The sequence below is a fragment of the Loktanella sp. F6476L genome (genome assembly GCF_023015725.1).
Lineage (GTDB): Bacteria > Pseudomonadota > Alphaproteobacteria > Rhodobacterales > Rhodobacteraceae > Yoonia.
In genome coordinates, this window is the sequence record NZ_JALKAR010000004.1 from 199,080 (window position 1) to 218,194 (window position 19,115).

General features: G+C 55.6%; 22 protein-coding genes. 10 read left to right on the forward strand and 12 right to left on the reverse strand.

Annotated elements, in window-relative coordinates:
* Positions 1-165 precede the first annotated feature (165 nt).
* Positions 166-1,968, forward strand: coding sequence for a P-loop NTPase fold protein (locus MWU61_RS10510; protein WP_247128319.1), 1,803 nt, complete (start codon positions 166-168; stop codon positions 1,966-1,968).
* Here MWU61_RS10510 and MWU61_RS10515 read toward each other — a convergent pair.
* The 3 genes from MWU61_RS10515 to MWU61_RS10525 all read right to left on the reverse strand — a co-directional run bounded on the left by MWU61_RS10515 (position 1,965) and on the right by MWU61_RS10525 (position 5,018).
* On the reverse strand, positions 1,965-3,185 hold the full coding sequence (locus tag MWU61_RS10515) for an amino acid permease (protein ID WP_247128320.1): 1,221 nt from the start codon (positions 3,183-3,185) through the stop codon (positions 1,965-1,967). The genes MWU61_RS10510 and MWU61_RS10515 overlap by 4 nt on opposite strands.
* 113 nt (positions 3,186-3,298) lie before the next feature.
* Positions 3,299-4,330 (reverse strand): NADP-dependent oxidoreductase, encoded by a 1,032-nt coding sequence (locus MWU61_RS10520; RefSeq protein ID WP_247128321.1) that lies wholly within the window; start codon positions 4,328-4,330, stop codon positions 3,299-3,301.
* 94 nt (positions 4,331-4,424) lie between these two features.
* Positions 4,425-5,018 carry an NAD(P)H-dependent oxidoreductase gene (locus tag MWU61_RS10525; RefSeq protein ID WP_247128322.1) on the reverse strand — a complete coding sequence of 198 codons (594 nt, stop codon included), beginning with the start codon at positions 5,016-5,018 and terminating at the stop codon, positions 4,425-4,427.
* Positions 5,019-5,118: 100 nt separating this feature from the next.
* On the opposite strand from MWU61_RS10525, the gene MWU61_RS10530 reads away from it, so the two are divergent.
* Together MWU61_RS10530 and MWU61_RS10535 are read left to right on the forward strand one after the other, a co-directional pair.
* Positions 5,119-5,700, forward strand: a complete 582-nt coding sequence (locus MWU61_RS10530; RefSeq protein ID WP_247128323.1) for a TetR/AcrR family transcriptional regulator — start codon at positions 5,119-5,121, stop codon at positions 5,698-5,700.
* A 70-nt stretch (positions 5,701-5,770) separates the two neighbouring features.
* The gene (locus MWU61_RS10535) at positions 5,771-6,265 is read left to right on the forward strand and encodes a DUF2244 domain-containing protein (RefSeq protein WP_247128324.1); all 495 of its coding nucleotides are present in this window, start codon (positions 5,771-5,773) and stop codon (positions 6,263-6,265) included.
* Here the strand turns inward: MWU61_RS10535 and purU are convergent.
* Positions 6,262-7,146 carry a formyltetrahydrofolate deformylase gene (gene purU / locus MWU61_RS10540; RefSeq protein WP_247128325.1) on the reverse strand — a complete coding sequence of 295 codons (885 nt, stop codon included), beginning with the start codon at positions 7,144-7,146 and terminating at the stop codon, positions 6,262-6,264. The genes MWU61_RS10535 and purU overlap by 4 nt on opposite strands.
* Before the next feature lie 29 nt (positions 7,147-7,175).
* On the opposite strand from purU, the gene MWU61_RS10545 reads away from it, so the two are divergent.
* Complete coding sequence (locus MWU61_RS10545; protein ID WP_247128326.1) at positions 7,176-7,358, forward strand: hypothetical protein; 183 nt, start codon at positions 7,176-7,178, stop codon at positions 7,356-7,358.
* On the opposite strand, the gene MWU61_RS10550 is transcribed toward MWU61_RS10545, so the two are convergent.
* On the reverse strand, positions 7,355-7,900 hold the full coding sequence (locus MWU61_RS10550) for a winged helix-turn-helix transcriptional regulator (protein WP_247128327.1): 546 nt from the start codon (positions 7,898-7,900) through the stop codon (positions 7,355-7,357). The genes MWU61_RS10545 and MWU61_RS10550 overlap by 4 nt on opposite strands.
* A gap of 39 nt (positions 7,901-7,939) precedes the next feature.
* Between MWU61_RS10550 and MWU61_RS10555 the strand changes: the two genes are divergently transcribed.
* Entirely contained in the window at positions 7,940-8,314 is a 375-nt protein-coding gene (locus MWU61_RS10555; protein WP_247128328.1) for a VOC family protein, read from the forward strand.
* Positions 8,315-8,403: 89 nt separating this feature from the next.
* Here the strand turns inward: MWU61_RS10555 and MWU61_RS10560 are convergent, their stop codons facing one another.
* Entirely contained in the window at positions 8,404-8,865 is a 462-nt protein-coding gene (locus MWU61_RS10560) for a GatB/YqeY domain-containing protein (protein WP_247128329.1), read from the reverse strand.
* Between the two features lie 196 nt (positions 8,866-9,061).
* Here MWU61_RS10560 and carA point away from each other — a divergent pair, with 196 nt between their 5' ends.
* Positions 9,062-10,222 carry a glutamine-hydrolyzing carbamoyl-phosphate synthase small subunit gene (carA, locus tag MWU61_RS10565; protein WP_247128330.1) on the forward strand — a complete coding sequence of 387 codons (1,161 nt, stop codon included), beginning with the start codon at positions 9,062-9,064 and terminating at the stop codon, positions 10,220-10,222.
* An 81-nt stretch (positions 10,223-10,303) separates the two neighbouring features.
* The gene (locus MWU61_RS10570) at positions 10,304-12,082 is read left to right on the forward strand and encodes a glycosyltransferase family 2 protein (protein ID WP_247128331.1); all 1,779 of its coding nucleotides are present in this window, start codon (positions 10,304-10,306) and stop codon (positions 12,080-12,082) included.
* Here MWU61_RS10570 and MWU61_RS10575 read toward each other — a convergent pair.
* Positions 12,045-12,689, reverse strand: coding sequence for a GntR family transcriptional regulator (locus MWU61_RS10575; RefSeq protein WP_247128332.1), 645 nt, complete (start codon positions 12,687-12,689; stop codon positions 12,045-12,047). The two genes, MWU61_RS10570 and MWU61_RS10575, sit on opposite strands and share 38 nt — an antisense overlap.
* Before the next feature lie 136 nt (positions 12,690-12,825).
* On the opposite strand from MWU61_RS10575, the gene MWU61_RS10580 reads away from it, so the two are divergent.
* Positions 12,826-14,019 carry a UbiH/UbiF family hydroxylase gene (locus MWU61_RS10580; RefSeq protein ID WP_247128333.1) on the forward strand — a complete coding sequence of 398 codons (1,194 nt, stop codon included), beginning with the start codon at positions 12,826-12,828 and terminating at the stop codon, positions 14,017-14,019.
* Positions 14,020-14,028: 9 nt separating this feature from the next.
* Here the strand turns inward: MWU61_RS10580 and MWU61_RS10585 are convergent, their stop codons facing one another.
* From MWU61_RS10585 to MWU61_RS10595, 3 genes are all read right to left on the reverse strand, one after another.
* Positions 14,029-15,159, reverse strand: coding sequence for an aminotransferase class V-fold PLP-dependent enzyme (locus tag MWU61_RS10585; RefSeq protein ID WP_247128334.1), 1,131 nt, complete (start codon positions 15,157-15,159; stop codon positions 14,029-14,031).
* A 121-nt stretch (positions 15,160-15,280) separates the two neighbouring features.
* Positions 15,281-15,733, reverse strand: coding sequence for an Lrp/AsnC family transcriptional regulator (locus MWU61_RS10590; protein ID WP_247128335.1), 453 nt, complete (start codon positions 15,731-15,733; stop codon positions 15,281-15,283).
* A complete protein-coding gene (locus MWU61_RS10595; protein ID WP_247128336.1) occupies positions 15,730-16,185 on the reverse strand; it encodes an Lrp/AsnC family transcriptional regulator in 456 nt (151 codons plus the stop codon). Before MWU61_RS10595 ends, MWU61_RS10590 begins: the two co-directional genes overlap by 4 nt.
* Positions 16,186-16,316: 131 nt before the next feature.
* Here MWU61_RS10595 and ilvC point away from each other — a divergent pair, with 131 nt between their 5' ends.
* A complete protein-coding gene (gene ilvC / locus MWU61_RS10600) occupies positions 16,317-17,339 on the forward strand; it encodes a ketol-acid reductoisomerase (protein ID WP_247128337.1) in 1,023 nt (340 codons plus the stop codon).
* Between the two features lie 72 nt (positions 17,340-17,411).
* On the opposite strand, the gene MWU61_RS10605 is transcribed toward ilvC, so the two are convergent.
* Positions 17,412-17,747: a 4a-hydroxytetrahydrobiopterin dehydratase gene (locus tag MWU61_RS10605; RefSeq protein WP_247128338.1), complete on the reverse strand. Its 336-nt coding sequence runs from the start codon at positions 17,745-17,747 to the stop codon at positions 17,412-17,414.
* Positions 17,740-18,534, reverse strand: coding sequence for a phenylalanine 4-monooxygenase (gene phhA, locus MWU61_RS10610; RefSeq protein WP_247128339.1), 795 nt, complete (start codon positions 18,532-18,534; stop codon positions 17,740-17,742). The genes MWU61_RS10605 and phhA overlap by 8 nt, the downstream gene beginning before the upstream one ends.
* Positions 18,535-18,652: 118 nt before the next feature.
* Between phhA and MWU61_RS10615 the strand changes: the two genes are divergently transcribed.
* On the forward strand, positions 18,653-19,111 hold the full coding sequence (locus tag MWU61_RS10615) for an Lrp/AsnC family transcriptional regulator (protein ID WP_247128340.1): 459 nt from the start codon (positions 18,653-18,655) through the stop codon (positions 19,109-19,111).
* The last annotated feature ends 4 nt before the right edge of the window (positions 19,112-19,115 follow it).

Here is a 19,115-nt window from a genome sequence, read left to right on the forward strand (position 1 = left end):
AAGACTGGGATAAATTGGCGCAGGTGCCCAGCCCGATTCACGGGTGTGACTCGCGTGCACAAGGCGTGCACAACCCGTGCACCGCGATTTCAAATTGGGTTTGCAGCCGGAACATGCCAGTTTGATGGTAACACTGTTCCCTTTCGCGTCGCCGGAGACCTGCCTATGTCCATCAATACCCCAGTCGCGGAAGCGATTAACGCCTATCTTGCCCGAAAAGCCCCCGGTTTTGCGCTGTTGATGGACGCACCATGGGGCGCTGGTAAAACCCATTTCATCAGGTCCGTGACCAAGTGCGACACAAACCATAGGGTTCACTACGTCACGCTGAATGGGGTCGATGCCCCTACCGCATTTCGTCGTGCGTTATTGGCGTCAATGCCTGCGTCAAAACTGGCCAAGTCAACCGGCACTCTTGGAAAAGCCCTTTCAGACCTCGCTGGGATTGGTGATCTGGGCGGCTTTGCACAAAACGCCATCGAGGACCACGCGATTGCTACTCTACCCAATGCAATCATTTTCGACGACTTAGAGCGTTGCACGATGGAAGTGCCTGTACTGCTGGGGCTGCTGAACGAGTTTGTCGAGCATCAGGACAAGAACATCATCCTGATCGCCAATATCGATGAGTACCCTGACAAAGACCTTTTCTTATCGCGTCAGGAAAAGGTCGTCGGGCGGACTGTGCGGTTAAAGGCTGAAGCGGGCAGCGTTCTTGGCGTATTTGTAAACGCCTTGCCCGACGGAGCTGGCAAAGACTGGATGACGGAAAACAAGGACGTCGTGTTGCAGGTTTTTCACGATTCGAAGTCAAATAATCTGCGGATTTTGCGGCAAGTCGTGCATGACTGCGCGGCGGTTTTAGACCAAATTGACGATGACCTGATGGCGGCAAAACATGCAGTGGAGCGGTTTATTGTGACCTATATGGCCTTGGCGATTGCCCTAATCGGGCATGAGATTTCGGCGGAGGATATTCAGGAGCGAGGGGATTTTACCACGTTTCGATCTGGTAAGGGTGATGAACCAACGAAGATGTGGGTAGTCAGTGAAAGACATCGTCATTCTGAACTTTTTGCCGGGAATTCGGCTAATATCTTGCCCGTGGGGCTAGGCGAAATGCTATTAGTTCATGGCTATGCCACAGCAGTAGATCTTAACTTTCAGCTTCGCCTCACGGGGCAGTTCAAAGCAGAGGATACAAACCCGCTATGGCAACGCGCAGTACTTTGGCGCGATTGTGGACATCAGGAATTAACTGACCTCATTCAAGATATGCGCGTTTATCTTCTGAAAACTGATGAAGTTGTTCCCGCCCATTATTTGCACATCGCCGATAATTTTTTACAGCTTACGGACGCAGGCGCGACCCAATTTACAGCCGACATGGCGCTGGAGAATATTACAGGCCGGATTTCGGAAATAGCAGACGCAGGCGGTTTCGTAGCACCTAAGAGTCGCGGCGACTACGGATGGTCAAGCGAAAGAGGTTTTAGCTACGGCGGATATCTCAGTTCCCCAACCCCGGCGTTCGCGACTGTTATGGAAACCGTGAAAGCGGCACAAGATAAGGCCTTTGAGGCGAGCCTGCCAACGCATGCTGCACATTTACAGCAAATCTTTGAAGAAGATCACGAGAGGTTCCGTCTGCATTTCGCGTACAACGGTCAGGGCGCAAATTTTTATGACACCTCGGTTTTGCATTTGATGGATGCCGACGCTTTTGCCACCGCGATATTTGCATTGATACGCAATGGACGTTCCGAAGCCTTAGGTGAGACGGTTGAGGTTGTGGTCAAACGTTATGGCCCAGACACGGATTGGTCCGAAGAATTGCTGTGGGCCGCAGCCGTCGAAGAAAGACTGCTTGCGCTTGCCGAAGCGGAAGACGGGGTGGCTGTCGCCTTGGTCGGACTTTTCATCACCCGCTATTGGAAGTTTCCAAGCGTCGAAGGCACAGCTACTTAGACCGCCGTTGCCACGAACAACCCTACGCTTGTTAGAACTCCGAGGATCGGCACGATCATGGGCACTACGAACGCATCGTCCCCCGCCTGCCCCCGCCATTTGAGCGCGATGAGCGCGAGGTTGACGCAGACGAAGACGCCTAAGACGATCTGTGACGTCCATGCTGCGAGTTCGTCGATGGGTAGAAACAGGCTTAGTCCCAGAATGATCAGCGTCACGCAGGCCGTTGCGACGCCGGGGGTTTGAGTCCGTCGCGAGACTTGTTTGAACACCGCAGGTAGACGTCCCCGATCGGCCATACCGTAGAGCACCCTTGAGGACATGATCATCTGGATCAGGACGCCGTTCATCGTCGCCACAACAGCGACGGCTGCAAAGGTGACTTTCACGATGTCAGGTCCACCCGCAAAAACGAGCGATAGTGGTGCCTCTGCCCCCGCAAGACTGTCGATGGGCACCGCCATCAGAACCGCGATGCATGTCGCGACATATAGGATCGTCGCAATCACAAGCGTGATAACGATGGCCAGCGGCATGTTGCGGCGCGGGTTTTCGACCTCTTCTGCGACGTTGACCATGTCCTCAAATCCGATGAACGCAAAGAATGCTAGCAGCGATGCCGCAATGATTCCCGCCCAATGGTCGCCCTGCAATGGCGGGATTAAAGCATCGACAGTTACTCCGCCCTGATCTGCGACGGCCAAACCCCACAAGATGACGAAGAGCAAACCGAGGATTTCGACGACCGTCACAATGGCCGCCGCCGTCACGGATTCCGATATCCCCCACCATGCCAAAAACCCCATCGCGATAACGATGCCTATTGTTGTGGGAAACGCTGCAGTTCCGGTCAGCGCACCCAAATATCCAGCCGCCCCGACCGCGATTGCGGACGCCGAGACCATGCCGGACAACGCCACGAAGAGACCCACGATCATTGCGAAGCGCGGCGTGCCGAAGCCTGCTTCGACGTAAGCTGCCTCGCCTGCGCTGACAGGATAGCGCGTCGTGAGTTCCGCGTAGGAAAATGCTGTAAAGCCGACCACAAATGCGGCTAGTAGGAAAGCCACCCAAGCGTAGGCCCCCGCATCCGCGACGGTGGCCCCGATTAAGACGTAGATGCCCGCCCCGACAGTCACGCCGAGACCATAGAGCGTCAGAAGCGGCAATGTGATTGCGCGCCGTAGTGTCGGGGTATTGGTGGTGTCAGATGTCATCGCAGGATTTCCAGTATGTTCTAACTCTACATACCTTATGGCTGCGTCCTGACTTTGCGCCACATCAAAGTGGCGCAAAGTTTTCGTTTCAGTCCAGTCGAACGGTCTGGCCTTTAGTCGACTTTGACCACGACCTTGCCAAAACTTTTGCCCAGCAGCACGTCGTTCAATGCCTCTGGCGCGTTTTCGAGCCCGTCGACGACTTGTTCTTTGTACTGCACTTTCCCTTGGTTTAGCCATTCGGTCATATCGCGGCGGAAATCGTTGTAGGTGCTCATCGGGAAGCTGTCGAAAATGATGAACCCTTCGACTTTTACCTTCATGCGCAGGATCGTCCCAAGGATGACAGGCCCCATGTCGGGCCCTTCTGGCAAGGACGGCAGGTTGTACCAGGATACCGCGCCACACACCGGCATCCGCGCGAACGGGTTCAGCAATGGCAGGACGCCGTACAACACTTTGCCACCGACGTTTTCAAAGTAGACGTCGATACCTTCTGGGCAGGCCGCTTTCAACTGTTCAGCAAAATCATCCGCTTTGTGGTCGATACAGGCGTCGAAACCCAGATTATCAACCACATGCGCACATTTTTCGGCACCGCCAGCGACGCCGACAACACGGCACCCTTTGATCTTGGCGATCTGGCCTACCGTTGCCCCAACAGGACCCGACGCTGCGGCCACCACAACCGTTTCGCCCGGTTTTGGATCGCCGATCAGCAGTAAGCCAGCGTAGGCTGTGTAGCCCGGCATCCCGAGAATACCCAAGGCCCAAGACGGGTTTGCGGGGTCTTTCCCCAGATTGATAACCTGTTCCCCATTCGAGATCGCGTAGTCCTGCCAGCCTGATCCCGCGAGCACCAGATCACCCGTTGCGTAGCCATCAAGATTGGACGTGACGACTTCGGCGACGACTTGTGCGGTCATCACGCCGTCAATTGCCACAGGTTCTGCGTAGGACTTCGCGTCGTTCATGCGGCCGCGCATATAAGGATCGAGCGACAAGTATTTGGTGCGTAACAACATTTCGCCAGCCGCGGGCGTTGGAATGTCCGATGTTTCAAGCCGCAACGTATCCTGATCCGGTAGCCCCTGCGGACGTTTTGCCAGAACGATGCGACGGTTTTCAGTAGATGATTGTGCCATACTATATCCCCAAGTTTGCGTGCTAATCGATGTAGTTCCACAGAAATTCGGCAATGAACAGACATACGCAGCGGCCACCGGATCACATGCGTGGTTATGCGCCTTGACGGCCCAATGACGCGGCGGTTTCGATCCATTTGGTCGCGGTGGCGGAGTCTGCTTTGCTTGCCCCCGCGAAGTGGGTGACCTTCATCGGTTTGATACCGACAAAGTGGAAGATTTGCGATTTGATCTGACGGATGAGCGCGTTGCGATAAAGCAGCCAAAAGAAAAAGCCAGGCGTGTCCGACGTCATGATTGTCCGTCCCGTGCGCCCACCCAACATCGGTGCCGGCAACCCTGATTTGGCACGGTTGCGCGGATCAAAGGCCCAACCGGGTAGGAATGCGCGATCAAAGAGGCCTTTCAGCTTTGCAGGCAGCCCGCCCCACCACATCGGGGTCACCAGAACAATGTGTTCGGCCCAAGTGACGTCTTCTTGAAACGTCTTCAACACAGGTTCGAGCGGTTTGATCTGAGTATACCCCGCACCGCCGAAGTCTGCGTCAAATTCCATGTCGTGCAAATGCGTCGTTCGTACGTCGTGCCCTGCGGCCTTTGCGGCTGCGGAGTACGCTTCCGCCAAGGACATGCTCAGCGACGTTTCGGCTGGGTGGCCATTTAAAATCAAAATGCGTTTGGTGGTCATCGTCAGTTCCTTCAAGTAATTGACCACGGTCATATTTATATAATTGACCACGGTCAATTATTATTTTTGACCACAGTCAAAATCCCTGCGATAATGCGTTATGACCAAGCCCCCCCAAAAACGAACCCAGCAGACACGTGGCAAATTGATTGACGCGGCACAGGCAATTATTGCGACAAAGGGCTACGCGGCGATGCGTGTCGAAGACGTTGTTCAGGCGGCTGGCGTTGCAAAGGGGACGTTCTTTGCGCATTTCCGCGACAAGGACGCTTTGATGGATCTGATCATCGGACAGGAAATCAACCGGCTTCTTGACGCGCTATCGGAAAACGCAGTCCCGCAGTCGGTTCCCGAGCTGGTGAACGACCTGTTGCCATTGATGCGTTACATGACCGTTGAAAGGTATGTCTTCGACGTCATTCTGCGTCATTCCGGTGCAGCCGCAAAAGAGGAAATCGGTCATATTGCCCTGACATTCGAACGCCAGATCAGGGTCTTGGATCAATGGCTGGGCTCTGGCCATTACCGCAACGATGTCCCACCTGTTTTGTTGGCGGAAGGTTTGCAGGCGTTCATGGTGCAAACAATGGCTTTGCATTTCTGCGCGGTCAACAATGCGGACCCGATGCCAGACCGGTTGCGCGCGTATCTGGACGCTTGGCTGATGCCGAAACGTCAATAATTGCACCCCATGTGTGAACTGCGGCAACCCGTCGGTTTGACGCTTGGCGCGAACGAGCTAATTTCGCGCTATGCCCTACGAATGGACCCCGCCCCCACCGCAGACAAAATCGGACTGGAGCCTGTCGCTTTGGCCGTACAGGTCGCTGCTGCGCCGTGACTTTGTGATTTTTGTTGGTGCGACGATGGCCATGTTGGCCTTGCCGTTGCTGGCTGTGCTTGGGTCGCCCGTTCTATGGGGATTGCTGCCGTTTTTTGCCATCGCCTTGTGGGGCATCTGGTTTGCGCTGAACGTCAGCTACAAGCGCGGCGAAGTTGTTGAAGAACTGAGCGTCACAGGCGAAACCGCCCGCCTGATGCGCCAGAACCCCGATAGAACCCAGCAAACATGGGAAGCGAACCGGTATTGGGTCAGCGTTCACCTGCATCCAAAAGGCGGACCTGTGCCTAATTATATCACCTTGCGCGGTGGCCCGCGCGAGGTGGAGATTGGCAGCTTTCTGGACGCAGGCGAACGGCTTGCGCTTTATGATGATCTTAAGCGCGCGTTGAATGCTGGCGCTTAACCCATCCGTTCAGACGCGAAAGACCCCGGAGACGCAGGGAACACGACCGTTTTGTTGCCATTGAGGAAGACGCGGCGATGGATGTGGGCGTGGATTGCACGTGCGAGCACTTGGCTTTCCACATCGCGCCCCAGAGACACGTAATCATTTGGGGATTGCGCGTGCGTCACCCGCACGATGTCCTGTTCGATGATCGGGCCTTCATCCAGATCAGCGGTCACGTAGTGCGACGTTGCACCGATCAGTTTCACACCGCGTTGGAACGCCTGTTTGTAAGGGTTCGCGCCCTTAAAGCTTGGTAGGAACGAATGGTGGATGTTGATGATCTTGCCAGACATCTTCTGGCACATCTGATCAGACAGAATCTGCATGTAGCGCGCCAGAACGATCAGATCGGCGCCCGCGTCTTCGACCACAGACATGATCTTGGCCTCGGCTTCGGGTTTGTTTTCTTTGGTCACTTTGATGCAGTGGAACGGAATGTCGTTGTTCACGACAACCTTTTGGTAATCCATGTGATTTGAGATTACGGCCACAATATCAATTGGCAAGGCCCCAATGCGCCAGCGATAAAGCAGATCGTTCAGACAATGTCCAAAGCGGGACACCATGATCACGACTTTCATCTTTTCGGATTCGTCGTGAAATTCGTAGTTCATGCCAAAGGGGGCCGCTGTATCGGCAAATCCTTTGGTCATTTCTGCCAGTTCAACCCCATCGCCTGTTTCGAAGCTGATGCGCATAAAGAAGTTGCCAGTCTCTTGGTCGTCAAACTGAGAGCTGTCCGTGATGTTGCAGCCCTGATCGGCCAGATAATTGGCGATGGCGGCCACGATGCCACGGGTCGATGGGCAGGTCACGGTGAGGGCGTAGTTACTCATGGGAGGGTTCCTGTCAGAGAGATGTCCGCTTGGTTCCAAGCGGTGGTGCTGTCGATTTGTGCGAAAGCGTTCCCGCCCCGTCAATATCGCGGGCGCTACGCTATTGGCGTTTTGCGACAGCTGCGGGCGGTGTTTTGGCGAATTGGTTTCCGATCATGCGCAAAGCGTTGCGATACGGGATGTTGTGGCTGATCGCGGCACGGCGGATTTAGCCAGTGAAGTGAATGTCAGACGCCGTCACCTGACTGATCAATCCACCCGTATTCACAGCACGATACAATGATCGTGGCGGGCGGGCGGCATCGTCGACGTGGCGTTGCACCCAGTCACGTTGCTCCATTGATTTGAGCGATTGCGACAAGGCCCTATCGGTTATCGTGTGCAGATTGCGTTTAATGTCGTTGAAGTGGCGCGGCCTGTGCAATGACGTCAGCACGGGCAATGTCCACGATTTACGCAGCAAGGCCTGATCTTCGGCTGAGGACAGGTTTTGGATTTTATGCGCAAGGGCAGCCGCAGATATGCCCCGCTGTGTCAGACGGAATTCAGGCCTGAGCGGATGACCATAGCCAGGATTGCGTTCCACCAAGCCGATTTCGATCAGGTGATCCATACTTTGCGCGAATGCCGTACGGCTCGCCCCAGTTGCTGCCAAAAGCGGCGCCTGTCGCCCCGCAATGCCCGCATGCAGGTTCGATAAGATCGGGACAGCCCAGGCCCGCGAAGTCATGTTGACAAAATGCTTTATGTCCATAAAATATAGTTAGTATACTTTAATGATAAAGGAAAGATGATGTCGCTTATTTCATTGGACGAAACCATCACGATTTCATTTTCGGTTTCTGATCGGCACGCCACTGCCCAGTGGTTTTCGGACATGTTGGGGTTTGAAACGCTTTACCACGCGGATGAAGCGGGCTGGTCAGAACTCCAGACCAACACGGCAGGTGTGACGATCGGGATTGGCGAACATACAAAACCCGCCCCCGGCAATTGCGTTCCGGTTTTCGGGATCGCAGATCTGGACGCCGCACGGCAGAAACTAGAGCAGGCGCAGGTAAAGTTTGACGGAGAGACGGATGTCGTCGAGGGCATGGTCAAAACGGCTACGTTTTATGATCCAGATGGGAACGCGATGATGCTCGCCCAAGATTTGACGGGTGGATAACCGCCAAATGGCGTGATGCGCCCAAACAGCAAAATGCCCAGCGGATCAGGTGATCGCTGGGCATTCAATCTGATTATGTCGTGGCAGTGTTAGCCAAGCCGGTCTTTGACCAACGGCCCTACTTTACCGAAATCCATCCGACCGGTGTATTTGCCTTTGAGGATGCCCATGACCTTCCCCATGTCGCGAATGCTTTCCGCGCCCACTTCGGCGATGGCGGCGTCGACGGCTGCCGCAGATTCGTCTTCGGTCAGCTGTTTGGGTAGGAAATCTTCGATAACCTTGATTTCCGAAAGCTCTTTTTCAGCCAATTCGAGCCGCCCGCCTTCTTCGTAGGCACGTGCGCTTTCGTGGCGTTGTTTGACCATGCGGCCTAGAATCGAAAGCACTTCGGTGTCCCCGCACCCCTTTGCTTCTTCTTCGGTCCCGCGCAATGCAATGTCACGGTCTTTGATGGCAGCGTTGATCAAACGCAATGTGGACAGACGCTCTGCGTCTTTGGCCTTCATTGCTTCTTTCAAGGCCGCCCCGACCTTTGTTCGCATGTCCATGATAACTCCCGTTCATGTCCCAACTGACAAGCGCGCAGGTTACGCTTTATTCACCATCAAGACAAGCGCCGTGCCGCGACGTGATCCCCTTGTTTGCAAGGCGCAGTTCTGGTCTTGACCCCATGGGCGTCAGACCGTAGGACCAGCACAATTTGCCGCCACTCAGGGGTGCTGCCCCCCGAAAAAGGATCTGATCATGTCCGACCACCTTACGCAAAAGCCAACAGCCTGCCTCGCCCTTGCCGATGGGACATTGTTTTACGGCCACGGATTTGGGGCAACTGGCCAAACCACCGCAGAGCTTTGCTTTAACACCGCGATGACCGGCTATCAGGAAATTATGACCGACCCGTCCTACGCGGGCCAAGTCGTGACATTCACCTTCCCTCACATCGGGAACACGGGCGTGACACCCGAAGATGACGAAACAGCCGATCCTGTCGCAGCAGGCATGATCGTGAAATGGGACCCGACGGATGCGTCCAACTGGCGGTCAACCGAAGAACTGACCACATGGCTGGAACGCCGTGGTCGTATTGGCATGGGCGGTGTTGATACCCGCCGCCTGACCCGCGCGATCCGCCAGCAAGGTGCGCCGCATGTTGCTTTGGCGCATGATCCGGATGGCAATTTTGATATCGAAGCGCTTGTTGCTGCCGCCCGTGGTTTTTCCGGTCTCGAAGGTCTGGATCTGGCCAAAGACGTGACCTGCGCGCAATCTTACCACTGGAATGAAATGCGGTGGGCGTGGCCGGAAGGCTATACACAGCAAAAGGACGCCAAGCATAAGGTCGTCGCGATTGATTTTGGCGCGAAACGTAACATTCTGCGGTGCCTTGCGTCTGCGGGTTGCGATGTGACTGTATTGCCTGCCTCCGCGACTGCCGAGGACGTTTTGGCGTTGAACCCTGACGGTGTGTTCCTATCCAACGGCCCAGGCGATCCCGCGGCGACCGGATCATATGCTGTGCCGATGATCCAAGGCGTGTTGGCAAAAGACCTACCTGTGTTCGGGATTTGCTTGGGTCACCAGATGCTGGCGCTGGCGTTGGGTGCGAAGACGATCAAGATGAACCACGGCCACCACGGCGCGAACCATCCGGTCAAAGACAACGAAACCGGTAAGGTCGAAATCACGTCAATGAACCACGGGTTTGCGGTTGATGCGCAAAGCCTGCCGGAAAGCGTTTCCGAAACGCATGTGTCGCTGTTCGACGGGTCCAACTGTGGCCTGCGCGTTAAGGATAAGCCAGTGTTTTCCGTGCAGTACCACCCAGAAGCCAGCCCCGGCCCGCAAGACAGCTATTACCTGTTCGAACGGTTTGCAGCGGCAATGGATGACCGCGCAACAGCTTAAAAATTCTCTAACGCCCGGTTAACCTTAACCGGGCGTTAATCGTTCAGACGCTATGGTTCTGTCACCTAGACAGAGGCACAGATGTTCACCCAGCAGGCGCAATTTGACGACGGATCGCATGTCGGCTTGCACGACGCGACAGCCTTGACGATCGCACAGTCCCAAGCCGTCCTGCACCGCTGCGCTATTATCAACCCGTGTGATCGTCCCGCTGATCCGGCCTTGGTCGATATCTGGGGCGCGCATCGTTGTTTACGTGACCATATTCTGCCGTGGCGGCGCATCGGTGGCGCGGTTGTGATCCTGACCCATAAACCCGAGATTTTCCAGCAACAGGCCCCCGCCCTGACCCTGCGCTACGGTCCTATTCGCATGGCGATTACCACTGAACAGCATTTGTTTCGCGCCATCAGCGAAAGTCATGTCGCAGCCCTGACCGAACGCGCCGAAAATCGTGTGCCTGATGCGATCAGTAGCCGGACGTGGAATGCGCGTTTGATGTTAATCATGTCCGTTCTGGTGGTACTTGGCACGCTGGTTTTGTTTGCGATGTCGCCTTTGACCGGATTTGTGGTGCTCAGTTTCTGGGCGGTGATCACGCTGGCTACGAACACGTTATTAAAGGCGGCGGCCGCCATTGTCGGCGTGTTCAGCCGCCCCACCGATGCTGATCATCTGCCGATTGCGGCGGAAAACCTGCCGGTCTTCACCATCCTGATCCCGCTTTATAAAGAAAAGGAAATTGCGGCCCACCTGTTGGAGCGGGTCAAGCTGATCGATTATCCTCGCGACCGATTGGACGTTTGTCTGGTGATGGAGGCGGACGATGAAACGACCCGCGCATCGCTGGGATTGACGAACCTGCCGTCGTGGATTCGCCCCATCGCCGTGCCAAAGGGGACGTTGAAAACCAAGCCACGGGCGTTGAATTACGCACTCGATTTCGCGCGCGGGACCTTGGTTGGCGTTTACGATGCTGAAGATGCCCCTGCCCCAGATCAGTTGCGCAAAGTGGCGCGGCATTTCGCGAACCGTGGCGAGAAAGTTGCGTGTTTGCAGGGGGTTCTGGATTACTACAATGCGCCTGTCAATTGGCTGACGCGCTGCTTTACGCTTGAATATGCGGGCTGGTTTCGGGTGGTTTTGCCGGGGTTGGAACGGTTGGGGCTTGTTGTTCCATTGGGCGGCACGACCCTGTTTTTCAGGCGACACGTGCTGGAAAAACTGGGCGCGTGGGACGCGCATAACGTGACTGAGGACGCTGATTTGGGCGTCCGTTTGGCGCGACGGGGATACCGCACCGAACTGATCGCTACTACGACGCAAGAAGAAGCCAATGGCCGTTTTTGGCCGTGGGTGAAGCAGCGTTCGCGGTGGCTGAAGGGGTATGCGATCACCTACGGCGTCCATATGCGCGATCCGGCGAAGTTATACCGAGATTTGGGCGCGCGCCGGTTCTGGGGATTTCAGATTTTGTTCGCGGGAACGCTTTCGCAATTCGTGCTCGCGCCTGTGCTGTGGTCGTTCTGGGTGATGCCGTTCGGGTTCAGTCATCCGATGGGGCATTACCTGCAGGGGTGGGTTTTGATCAGCGTTGTCGCCATGTTCATCTTTTCAGAACTGACCAATATGTTCGTGCTGGCCCTTGGGGTCACGAAGGCCGAAAAGATGTGGTTGATCAAATGGATACCGACGATGCACTTTTATTTCCCAATGGCGGCACTGGCGGCTTACAAAGGGTTCTACGAACTGACGTTCAAGCCGTTTTATTGGGATAAGACGACGCACGGTGTACTGCTGCCCAATAAAGGCGCGGGAAAAGCTACTGGGTCGCCTGCGCGTCAAGCTTCAGACGGGTGATGTAGGCTTTTGAGATATGGTCGCGCAGGGCCGCGTCTGCTGCGTCACCATCGCCATTTTCGATCGCCGTGACGATGGCGTTGTGTTCGGCCAGCGTATCTTCGGGCCGTCCTTCGACAGCGATGGATGTCGTCGCCAGAAGCGCCATGGAGCGGTGGACCAGATCAAGCTGCTGCACAAGAAAGCGGTTATGCGATGCGAGGTGAATTTGTTTGTGAAACCGGCGGTTTGCGCGGCTAAGCGCGTCGGGATCATTCAGGAACGCCTGATCATCGGATAACATACCACGTAGCACGCCGACCTCTTCCGGGGTCGCGTGACGGGCCGCAAGCCGTGCGGCTAATCCTTCGAGTTCGCCGCGCACCACGTAAAGTTCTGCCATTTGCGTGTGATCCAAGGACGCAACCATCAAGGACCGCCCGTCGCGGGTTAACAGACCTTGGGTTTCAAGCCGTTGTAACGCTTCGCGAATGGGCGTGCGCGACACGCCAAACCGTTCGGCCAGTTCGCTTTCCACCAGACGGTCGCCGGGCACGTAGGAATGGCTATCAATCGCCTCTAGGATCAGCGCATAGGCGTCCTTTTGTCCGGCTTTGGTGTCGTACATCGCGAGGCTTTCCTTTTGTTGTTCAAGACCCTAGCGGCGATTACCCTTTAGCGCAACGTGCCCAAAACCACGCAATTTCCGGCCCTGCGGCCATATGGGCCTTTGCCCGCACGCGCGCACCGCCTATGTCTAGGGTATGAAACGGATAACATCAGATATTGTCATCTCGGGTGGCGGCGTCGCAGGTTTGACCGCCGCCGCGGCCTTTGGTGCTGCTGGATTTAGCGTCGTGATCGTTGATCCGGCGTTACCAGTCACAAATGCTGCGTTTGAAGGTGCTGATCTACGTACCACAGCCTTCTTGCAGCCCGCCCAATCCTTTTTGGACGACATCGGATTGTGGGGGCGTTTGGCCGAATACGCGACGCCGTTGCAAGTCATGCGGATCGCGGACGTCAGCGGTGAGGGCCGCGGCGCACGCGTGACCGCGGATTTTGACGCTGCCGACATTTCGGACAAGCCGTTCGGGTGGAACCTGCCCAATTGGCTGCTGCGCCGCGAAATGCTGGCGCGGTTGAAAGAGCTGCCGAATGTGGAATTCCACGCGGGCACCGGATTTGTATCACTGTTGCCCCGTGAAACCGAAGCTTTGGTGATGCTGACGGGCGGATTACAGGTCCGCGCGAAACTGGTGATTGGCGCGGATGGCCGTCATTCAGCGGTGCGTGAAGCTGCGGAAATCGACGTCAAAACCCATCGGTACGGGCAAAAAGCGATCAGCTTTGCTGTGACCCATCCGTCACCGCACGACAATGTATCGACAGAAATCCACCGCTCTGGTGGTCCGTTCACGTTTGTCCCCCTGCCCGATCACGAAGGGGAGCCCTGTTCGGCTGTCGTTTGGATGGAAAAAGGTGCGGAAGTGAACCGCTTGATGGCATTGTCCGACGAAGAATTTGAATCAGAGGCATTGACCCGATCCGCCGCCCTTTACGGATCGCTGACCTTGGCGACGCGCCGCATGGTCTGGCCGATCATTTCACAGGTCGCGAGCGCATTATCCGCGCCACGCACAGCGCTGGTCGCGGAGGCCGCGCATGTGGTTCCCCCGATTGGGGCGCAGGGATTGAACATGTCGCTGAACGACATAGCGACCCTATTGGACTTGGCCCGTGAACATGACTTGGGCAGTCGCAAGATGCTCGACGCTTATCAAAAGGCGCGGCACGGAGATATCAAGCTGCGGGTTAACGGAATTGATGCGTTGAACCGTGCATCAATGTCGAATGCGCCATTCTTGCAGGACCTGCGGGTCGCAGGGATCAAAGCGCTGCATGACGCCGCGCCTGTGCGGCGCGGCCTTATGAAGCTTGGGCTTGGTGCCAGCTAGTTCTGCGCGTTAAAGCACGGTGTCCAGAACCGGCGTGAGACGTGCCATTGTGGCGTCCACATCGTAAAGTTTGTCGAGACCAAACAGGCCCAGACGGAAGGTCCGGAAATCGTCAGGTTCGTCGCATTGCAACGGTACACCTGCCGCGATTTGCATGCCTTCTGCGCCGAATTTCGACCCGTTCTGGATTGCCGGATCGTCCGTGTAGCTGACCACGACACCCGGTGCGCCGAACCCGTCGGCCGCAACTGATTTGATCCCCTTGCCCGCCAAATAGCCCCGCACCGCATCGCCCAGCGCCCATTGCGCGGTTTTCAATTTGTCGAAGCCATAGTCGCGGGTTTCAATCATCGTGTCGCGGAATGCACGCAGCCCGTCCGTCGGCATGGTCGCGTGGTACGCGTGACCGCCGTTTTCGTAGGCCTGCATGATGCTGTGCCATTTCTTGAGGTCAGCGGCGAAGGAATTGGATGTTGTGTCGGCCATACGAGTTACGGCGCGTTCGGACATCATCACGAGACCTGCGCAAGGCGTGGCGGACCAGCCTTTTTGTGGGGCAGAGATCAGCACATCAACGCCTGTTGCTTTCATATCGACCCACGCGCAGCCTGACGCGATGCAGTCCAGCACCATCAATGCGCCCACCTCATGCGCGGCGGCAGCCATGGCCGTGATGTAATCGTCCGGCAGGATGATCCCCGCAGAGGTTTCGACATGCGGCGCGAACACGACGTCTGGTTTGGCGTCGCGAATGGCAGCTGTGACGTCTTCGATGGGCGCAGGTGCAAAAGGCGCGCGGGTGTCGTTGCCGTTTTGGCGGGCCTTTAGGACGGTTGTTTTGGCCGTGAAGTCGCCCGCGTCGAAAATCTGGGTCCAGCGGTAGGAAAACCAGCCGTTGCGCACGATAAAGGCGTTGGCATTTGCGCCGAATTGGCGGGCCACTGCTTCCATCCCGAAGGTGCCGCCGCCGGGGACAATCGCCACGGCATCTGCATTATAGACGTCTTTCAACATGCCAGAGATGTCGTTCATGACGCCTTGGAACGCTTTGGACATGGAATTGAGCGACCGGTCGGTGAAGACGACGGAGAACTCCATCAAGCCGTTCGGGTCAACTTGGGATGTGAATGTATCGGTCATGATGGTCCTCGTGCATTAAGTTGCATCTGAGGTAAGCGGCGATAGGGGGAAAAGCAAAGTCAGAAATGTCGGTTTTCGCGCTGATCGGCCTGCGCAGTCCGTGCAAAGTTTCCGATCCACGTCACAATGGTCCCGCAAGGCGTTCTTCGCTGAGCAGTACGTTCGCTTCGACGTCCCCCACCCCCGGCATGGTCATGATACGCCGCCGTAGCACCCGTTCGAAATCCGCCAGATCGCGGGCCACCACCCTTAGGCGGTAATCATAAAGGCCCAACACGTGTTCCACGCTTTGCACTTCGGCAATGGCGGATACGGCGCGTTCGAAATCTTCAAGGCTGACGCGGCCTTTGGTGGCGAGTTTGACCCCCAGAAAGACAGTGACCCCGAAGCCCAGTTTTTCTGCGTCCAACCGCAAACGACGCCCTGCAATTACGCCTGCATCTTGGAGGCGTTTGATCCTGCGCCATGTGGCCGGTTGGGACAGGCCCAGCTTTTCGCCCAGACGCCCTGTTGGTTGCGTCGCGTCTTTTTGCATCAGGCGTAGCAGCGCGCGGTCTGTGTCGTCTAGGATCATAGCGGCAACGCTTCTTCACGTTTGACGTTGGCCACTGTCATCAATGCTTCGATGTCGGCGATGTGGGGTAACGTCAGGACCTGATCACGGTAGATCCGTTGGTAATCCGGCAAGTCGCGGGCGATCAGCAACAGACGCACGTCGACGCGCCCAAGGAACGTCTGGATTTCCAGCACTTCGGGCACCAGTCGGGCGGCGGCCATGAAGTCGTCAAAGGCGCGAGACACGGTTTTATCCAAGGTAATCCGCAGCGCCACGTGCACGGTGTAGCCCAAGGCCGTCCAGTCGATCACGACCTCTTGACCCCGAATGATCCCGTCTTCGTGCAATTTATCCAGCCGCCGCGTCACACGGGCGGGCGTCATGCGGACAAGGTCAGCCAGTTCCGGCACCGTGAGGGCAGGATTGGCTTGGTATTGGCGCAGGATCGCGCGGCTTTCGTCATCAAGCATAAAAAACACACAATTTGGGTGAATGACGCATAACAACTTTCACTTGATCACAACAGATCAAAAATCAAACCTCACAATCCACGCAAACGCCCGTTATACGTCAGCGCAGATACAAACATGGAGTGCTTGATATGCGCGTTTATTACGATCGCGATTGCGATGTGAACCTGATCAAAGACAAAAAAGTAGCCATCCTTGGTTACGGCTCACAAGGCCACGCCCACGCGCTGAACCTGCGCGATTCCGGTGCGAAAAACCTTGTTGTTGCTCTGCGCGAAGGGTCCCCTTCCCAAGCCAAAGCTGAGGGCGAAGGCCTGAAAGTTATGGGCATCGCGGAAGCCGCTGCTTGGTGTGATGTGATCATGTTCACAATGCCCGATGAGCTGCAGGCAGAAACATACAAAAAATACGTCCACGACAACATCAAGCCAGGTGCAGCAATTGCATTCGCACACGGCCTGAACGTGCACTTCGGCTTGATCGAGCCAAAAGAAGGCGTTGACGTGATCATGATGGCGCCAAAAGGCCCAGGTCACACAGTACGCGGCGAATACACAAAAGGCGGCGGCGTGCCTTGCCTGATCGCGGTTGACACAGACGCGTCCGGCAAAGCCCAAGAAATCGGCCTGTCCTACTGTTCAGCTATCGGTGGCGGTCGTTCCGGCATCATCGAGACAAACTTCCGTCAGGAATGCGAAACTGACCTGTTTGGTGAGCAAGCTGTTCTGTGTGGTGGTATCGTTGAACTGATCCGCATGGGTTTCGAGACACTTGTCGAAGCTGGTTACGAGCCTGAAATGGCTTACTTCGAATGTCTGCATGAAACAAAGCTGATCGTAGACCTGATCTATGAAGGCGGCATCGCGAACATGGATTACTCCATCTCCAACACAGCTGAGTACGGTCAGTATGTGACTGGCCCGCGCATCCTGCCATATGAGCAGACGAAAAAGGCGATGAAAGAAGCGCTTGCTGACATTCAGTCCGGTAAATTCGTGCGTGACTTCATGCTGGAAAACGCCGTTGGTCAGCCAACAATCAAAGCGTCCCGTCGTGCAAACGACGAGCACCAGATCGAACAGGTTGGTTCCAAACTGCGCGCTATGATGCCTTGGATTTCTGCTGGCAAAATGGTCGACAAAGCGAAGAACTAAGTTCTGCTAGAATTGAAGAAAGGGCCGTTCCTTTGGAGCGGCCCTTTTTTGTTGCGGTTGTTCTATCGGCCGCTAAGCCACCACCGCGTCGAGCTTTGCCGCACAGATGAAATCGTTCTCGGACAACCGCCCCAGTTCGTGCGACGTGTAGGTGACCTGACAATATCCCCAGCCGAAGGATATGTCGGCGTGATGGCCCTCCTTATCGCTGACGAAGGCGGCAAGATTGGCGGTGTAGGTTGCTTTGGCAAACCCTTTGAATGTGAACCGACGCGACAGGCTTTGACCATCCAAGTCGATTTCCCATGCCGGATCGAGTTGCGATTTGAGCTGCGTAATCTCTACTTCGGTCAACACAGGCACCCAACCGTCGCATGCCGCACAGGTCTTTTTTTGCAGATCACCCATCGCCTTTGACCTCGTACGTTGGCGCAAAAAGACCCAGTGATTTTGCCTCATGGATATCGCGGACAAGATCGCGCTTCGCCGCTTCAATCAGTTGATCAACACTATCGAGCACGAAATAGATCGGTTGATTGATGTCGATACGGTAAGGCGTTCGTAGGATTTCAAGGACGTCAAAGTCTTTGCGAACAACGCTTTGTTCTTCGACCGAATGACGCAGTTCACCCGGTGATGACGCCAGGCCGGACCCAAGCGCTTTGACCGTGTCGCCTTCGCGGATGAGCCCAAATTCGATTGTGAACCAATACAGCCTGATCAGCCATGCGTAGTCTGATTTGTCACACGCCAACCCTGTTTCCCCGATCTTTTGCGAGAAATCAGCAAGCCGTTTGTCGACGAGCAGCGGCATATGGCCGTAAATTTCGTGGAAGATGTCGGGCTCTTCGATGTAATCGAAATCGTCCCTGCTTCGGATAAAAGACGCTGCCGGAAAGGTTCTATTCGCCAGCATCTGAAAGAACCGCGAAAACCCGATGAGGGCGGGAACCGGTTCAACGGACCACCCCGTCGTGCCCATCAGTTTTTCAGAGATTTCAGCGCATTGCGGCACACGGTCAATTGGGAGTTGAAGCGCGGCCTGACCATCGAGGAACGGTTTTGCCGCATAGCGTTCAATATTTCGCTGCTGCTGGGCCACCAGATCGCGCCAAACCGCGTCTTCGTCGGGCGTGTAATGAATAAGACCTGCGTCGTCAGGGTGTTTGGCGATGTATTTCGTATCTTTGGGCATTGAGCTCCTCCTGAGGTCAATGATTGTCCATTATCGGTGGCAATTTCTGCCTCTTCGCTCGCGTATTGTTGAAAGTTAGGTAAAATATTTCCGCATATGCTGATTCCGAGGAAAATTTATGCTGGATAAATTTGAGAAGCTGATCCTTAAATTCCTACAAGTGGATGGCCGCGCCAGCACACAGGAATTATCGGACGCGGTCGGCCTGTCAGCGTCGCCGTGCTGGCGCCGCGTCAAACGGTTGGAAGAAGACGGCTACATCAAACGTTACACTGCCATTCTGGACAGCAAAAAGCTGGGCCTCAGCGCGTTTGGATATGTGCAGGTTTCGTTAGTGGATCACACCGAAGGGTCGATCAAACTGTTTAACGATTTCATTCGGACCAACGAACAGGTGCTCGAATGTGCGTCGATTACAGGTGATTTCGACTTTCTGTTGAAAGTGGTCGCCGCTGATCCGGAAGCCTTGGAGGAATTCATCATGAAACACATCCTTAGGCTTGGCGTTGTGCGCACAACGACGACCAATTTTGTTCTACGTCAGATCAAAACATCTGGCGCTTTGCCGATTGACTGACAAC

Coding starts and splice junctions, on each gene's coding strand:
- MWU61_RS10510 (WP_247128319.1), top strand. CDS start 166: ATGTCCATCAATACCCCAGTCGCGGAAGCGATTAACGCCTATCTTGCC.
- MWU61_RS10515 (WP_247128320.1), bottom strand. CDS start 3,185: ATGACATCTGACACCACCAATACCCCGACACTACGGCGCGCAATCACA.
- MWU61_RS10520 (WP_247128321.1), bottom strand. CDS start 4,330: ATGGCACAATCATCTACTGAAAACCGTCGCATCGTTCTGGCAAAACGT.
- MWU61_RS10525 (WP_247128322.1), bottom strand. CDS start 5,018: ATGACCACCAAACGCATTTTGATTTTAAATGGCCACCCAGCCGAAACG.
- MWU61_RS10530 (WP_247128323.1), top strand. CDS start 5,119: ATGACCAAGCCCCCCCAAAAACGAACCCAGCAGACACGTGGCAAATTG.
- MWU61_RS10535 (WP_247128324.1), top strand. CDS start 5,771: ATGCCCTACGAATGGACCCCGCCCCCACCGCAGACAAAATCGGACTGG.
- purU (WP_247128325.1), bottom strand. CDS start 7,146: ATGAGTAACTACGCCCTCACCGTGACCTGCCCATCGACCCGTGGCATC.
- MWU61_RS10550 (WP_247128327.1), bottom strand. CDS start 7,900: ATGGACATAAAGCATTTTGTCAACATGACTTCGCGGGCCTGGGCTGTC.
- MWU61_RS10555 (WP_247128328.1), top strand. CDS start 7,940: ATGTCGCTTATTTCATTGGACGAAACCATCACGATTTCATTTTCGGTT.
- MWU61_RS10560 (WP_247128329.1), bottom strand. CDS start 8,865: ATGGACATGCGAACAAAGGTCGGGGCGGCCTTGAAAGAAGCAATGAAG.
- carA (WP_247128330.1), top strand. CDS start 9,062: ATGTCCGACCACCTTACGCAAAAGCCAACAGCCTGCCTCGCCCTTGCC.
- MWU61_RS10570 (WP_247128331.1), top strand. CDS start 10,304: ATGTTCACCCAGCAGGCGCAATTTGACGACGGATCGCATGTCGGCTTG.
- MWU61_RS10575 (WP_247128332.1), bottom strand. CDS start 12,689: ATGTACGACACCAAAGCCGGACAAAAGGACGCCTATGCGCTGATCCTA.
- MWU61_RS10580 (WP_247128333.1), top strand. CDS start 12,826: ATGAAACGGATAACATCAGATATTGTCATCTCGGGTGGCGGCGTCGCA.
- MWU61_RS10585 (WP_247128334.1), bottom strand. CDS start 15,159: ATGACCGATACATTCACATCCCAAGTTGACCCGAACGGCTTGATGGAG.
- MWU61_RS10590 (WP_247128335.1), bottom strand. CDS start 15,733: ATGATCCTAGACGACACAGACCGCGCGCTGCTACGCCTGATGCAAAAA.
- MWU61_RS10595 (WP_247128336.1), bottom strand. CDS start 16,185: ATGCTTGATGACGAAAGCCGCGCGATCCTGCGCCAATACCAAGCCAAT.
- ilvC (WP_247128337.1), top strand. CDS start 16,317: ATGCGCGTTTATTACGATCGCGATTGCGATGTGAACCTGATCAAAGAC.
- MWU61_RS10605 (WP_247128338.1), bottom strand. CDS start 17,747: ATGGGTGATCTGCAAAAAAAGACCTGTGCGGCATGCGACGGTTGGGTG.
- phhA (WP_247128339.1), bottom strand. CDS start 18,534: ATGCCCAAAGATACGAAATACATCGCCAAACACCCTGACGACGCAGGT.
- MWU61_RS10615 (WP_247128340.1), top strand. CDS start 18,653: ATGCTGGATAAATTTGAGAAGCTGATCCTTAAATTCCTACAAGTGGAT.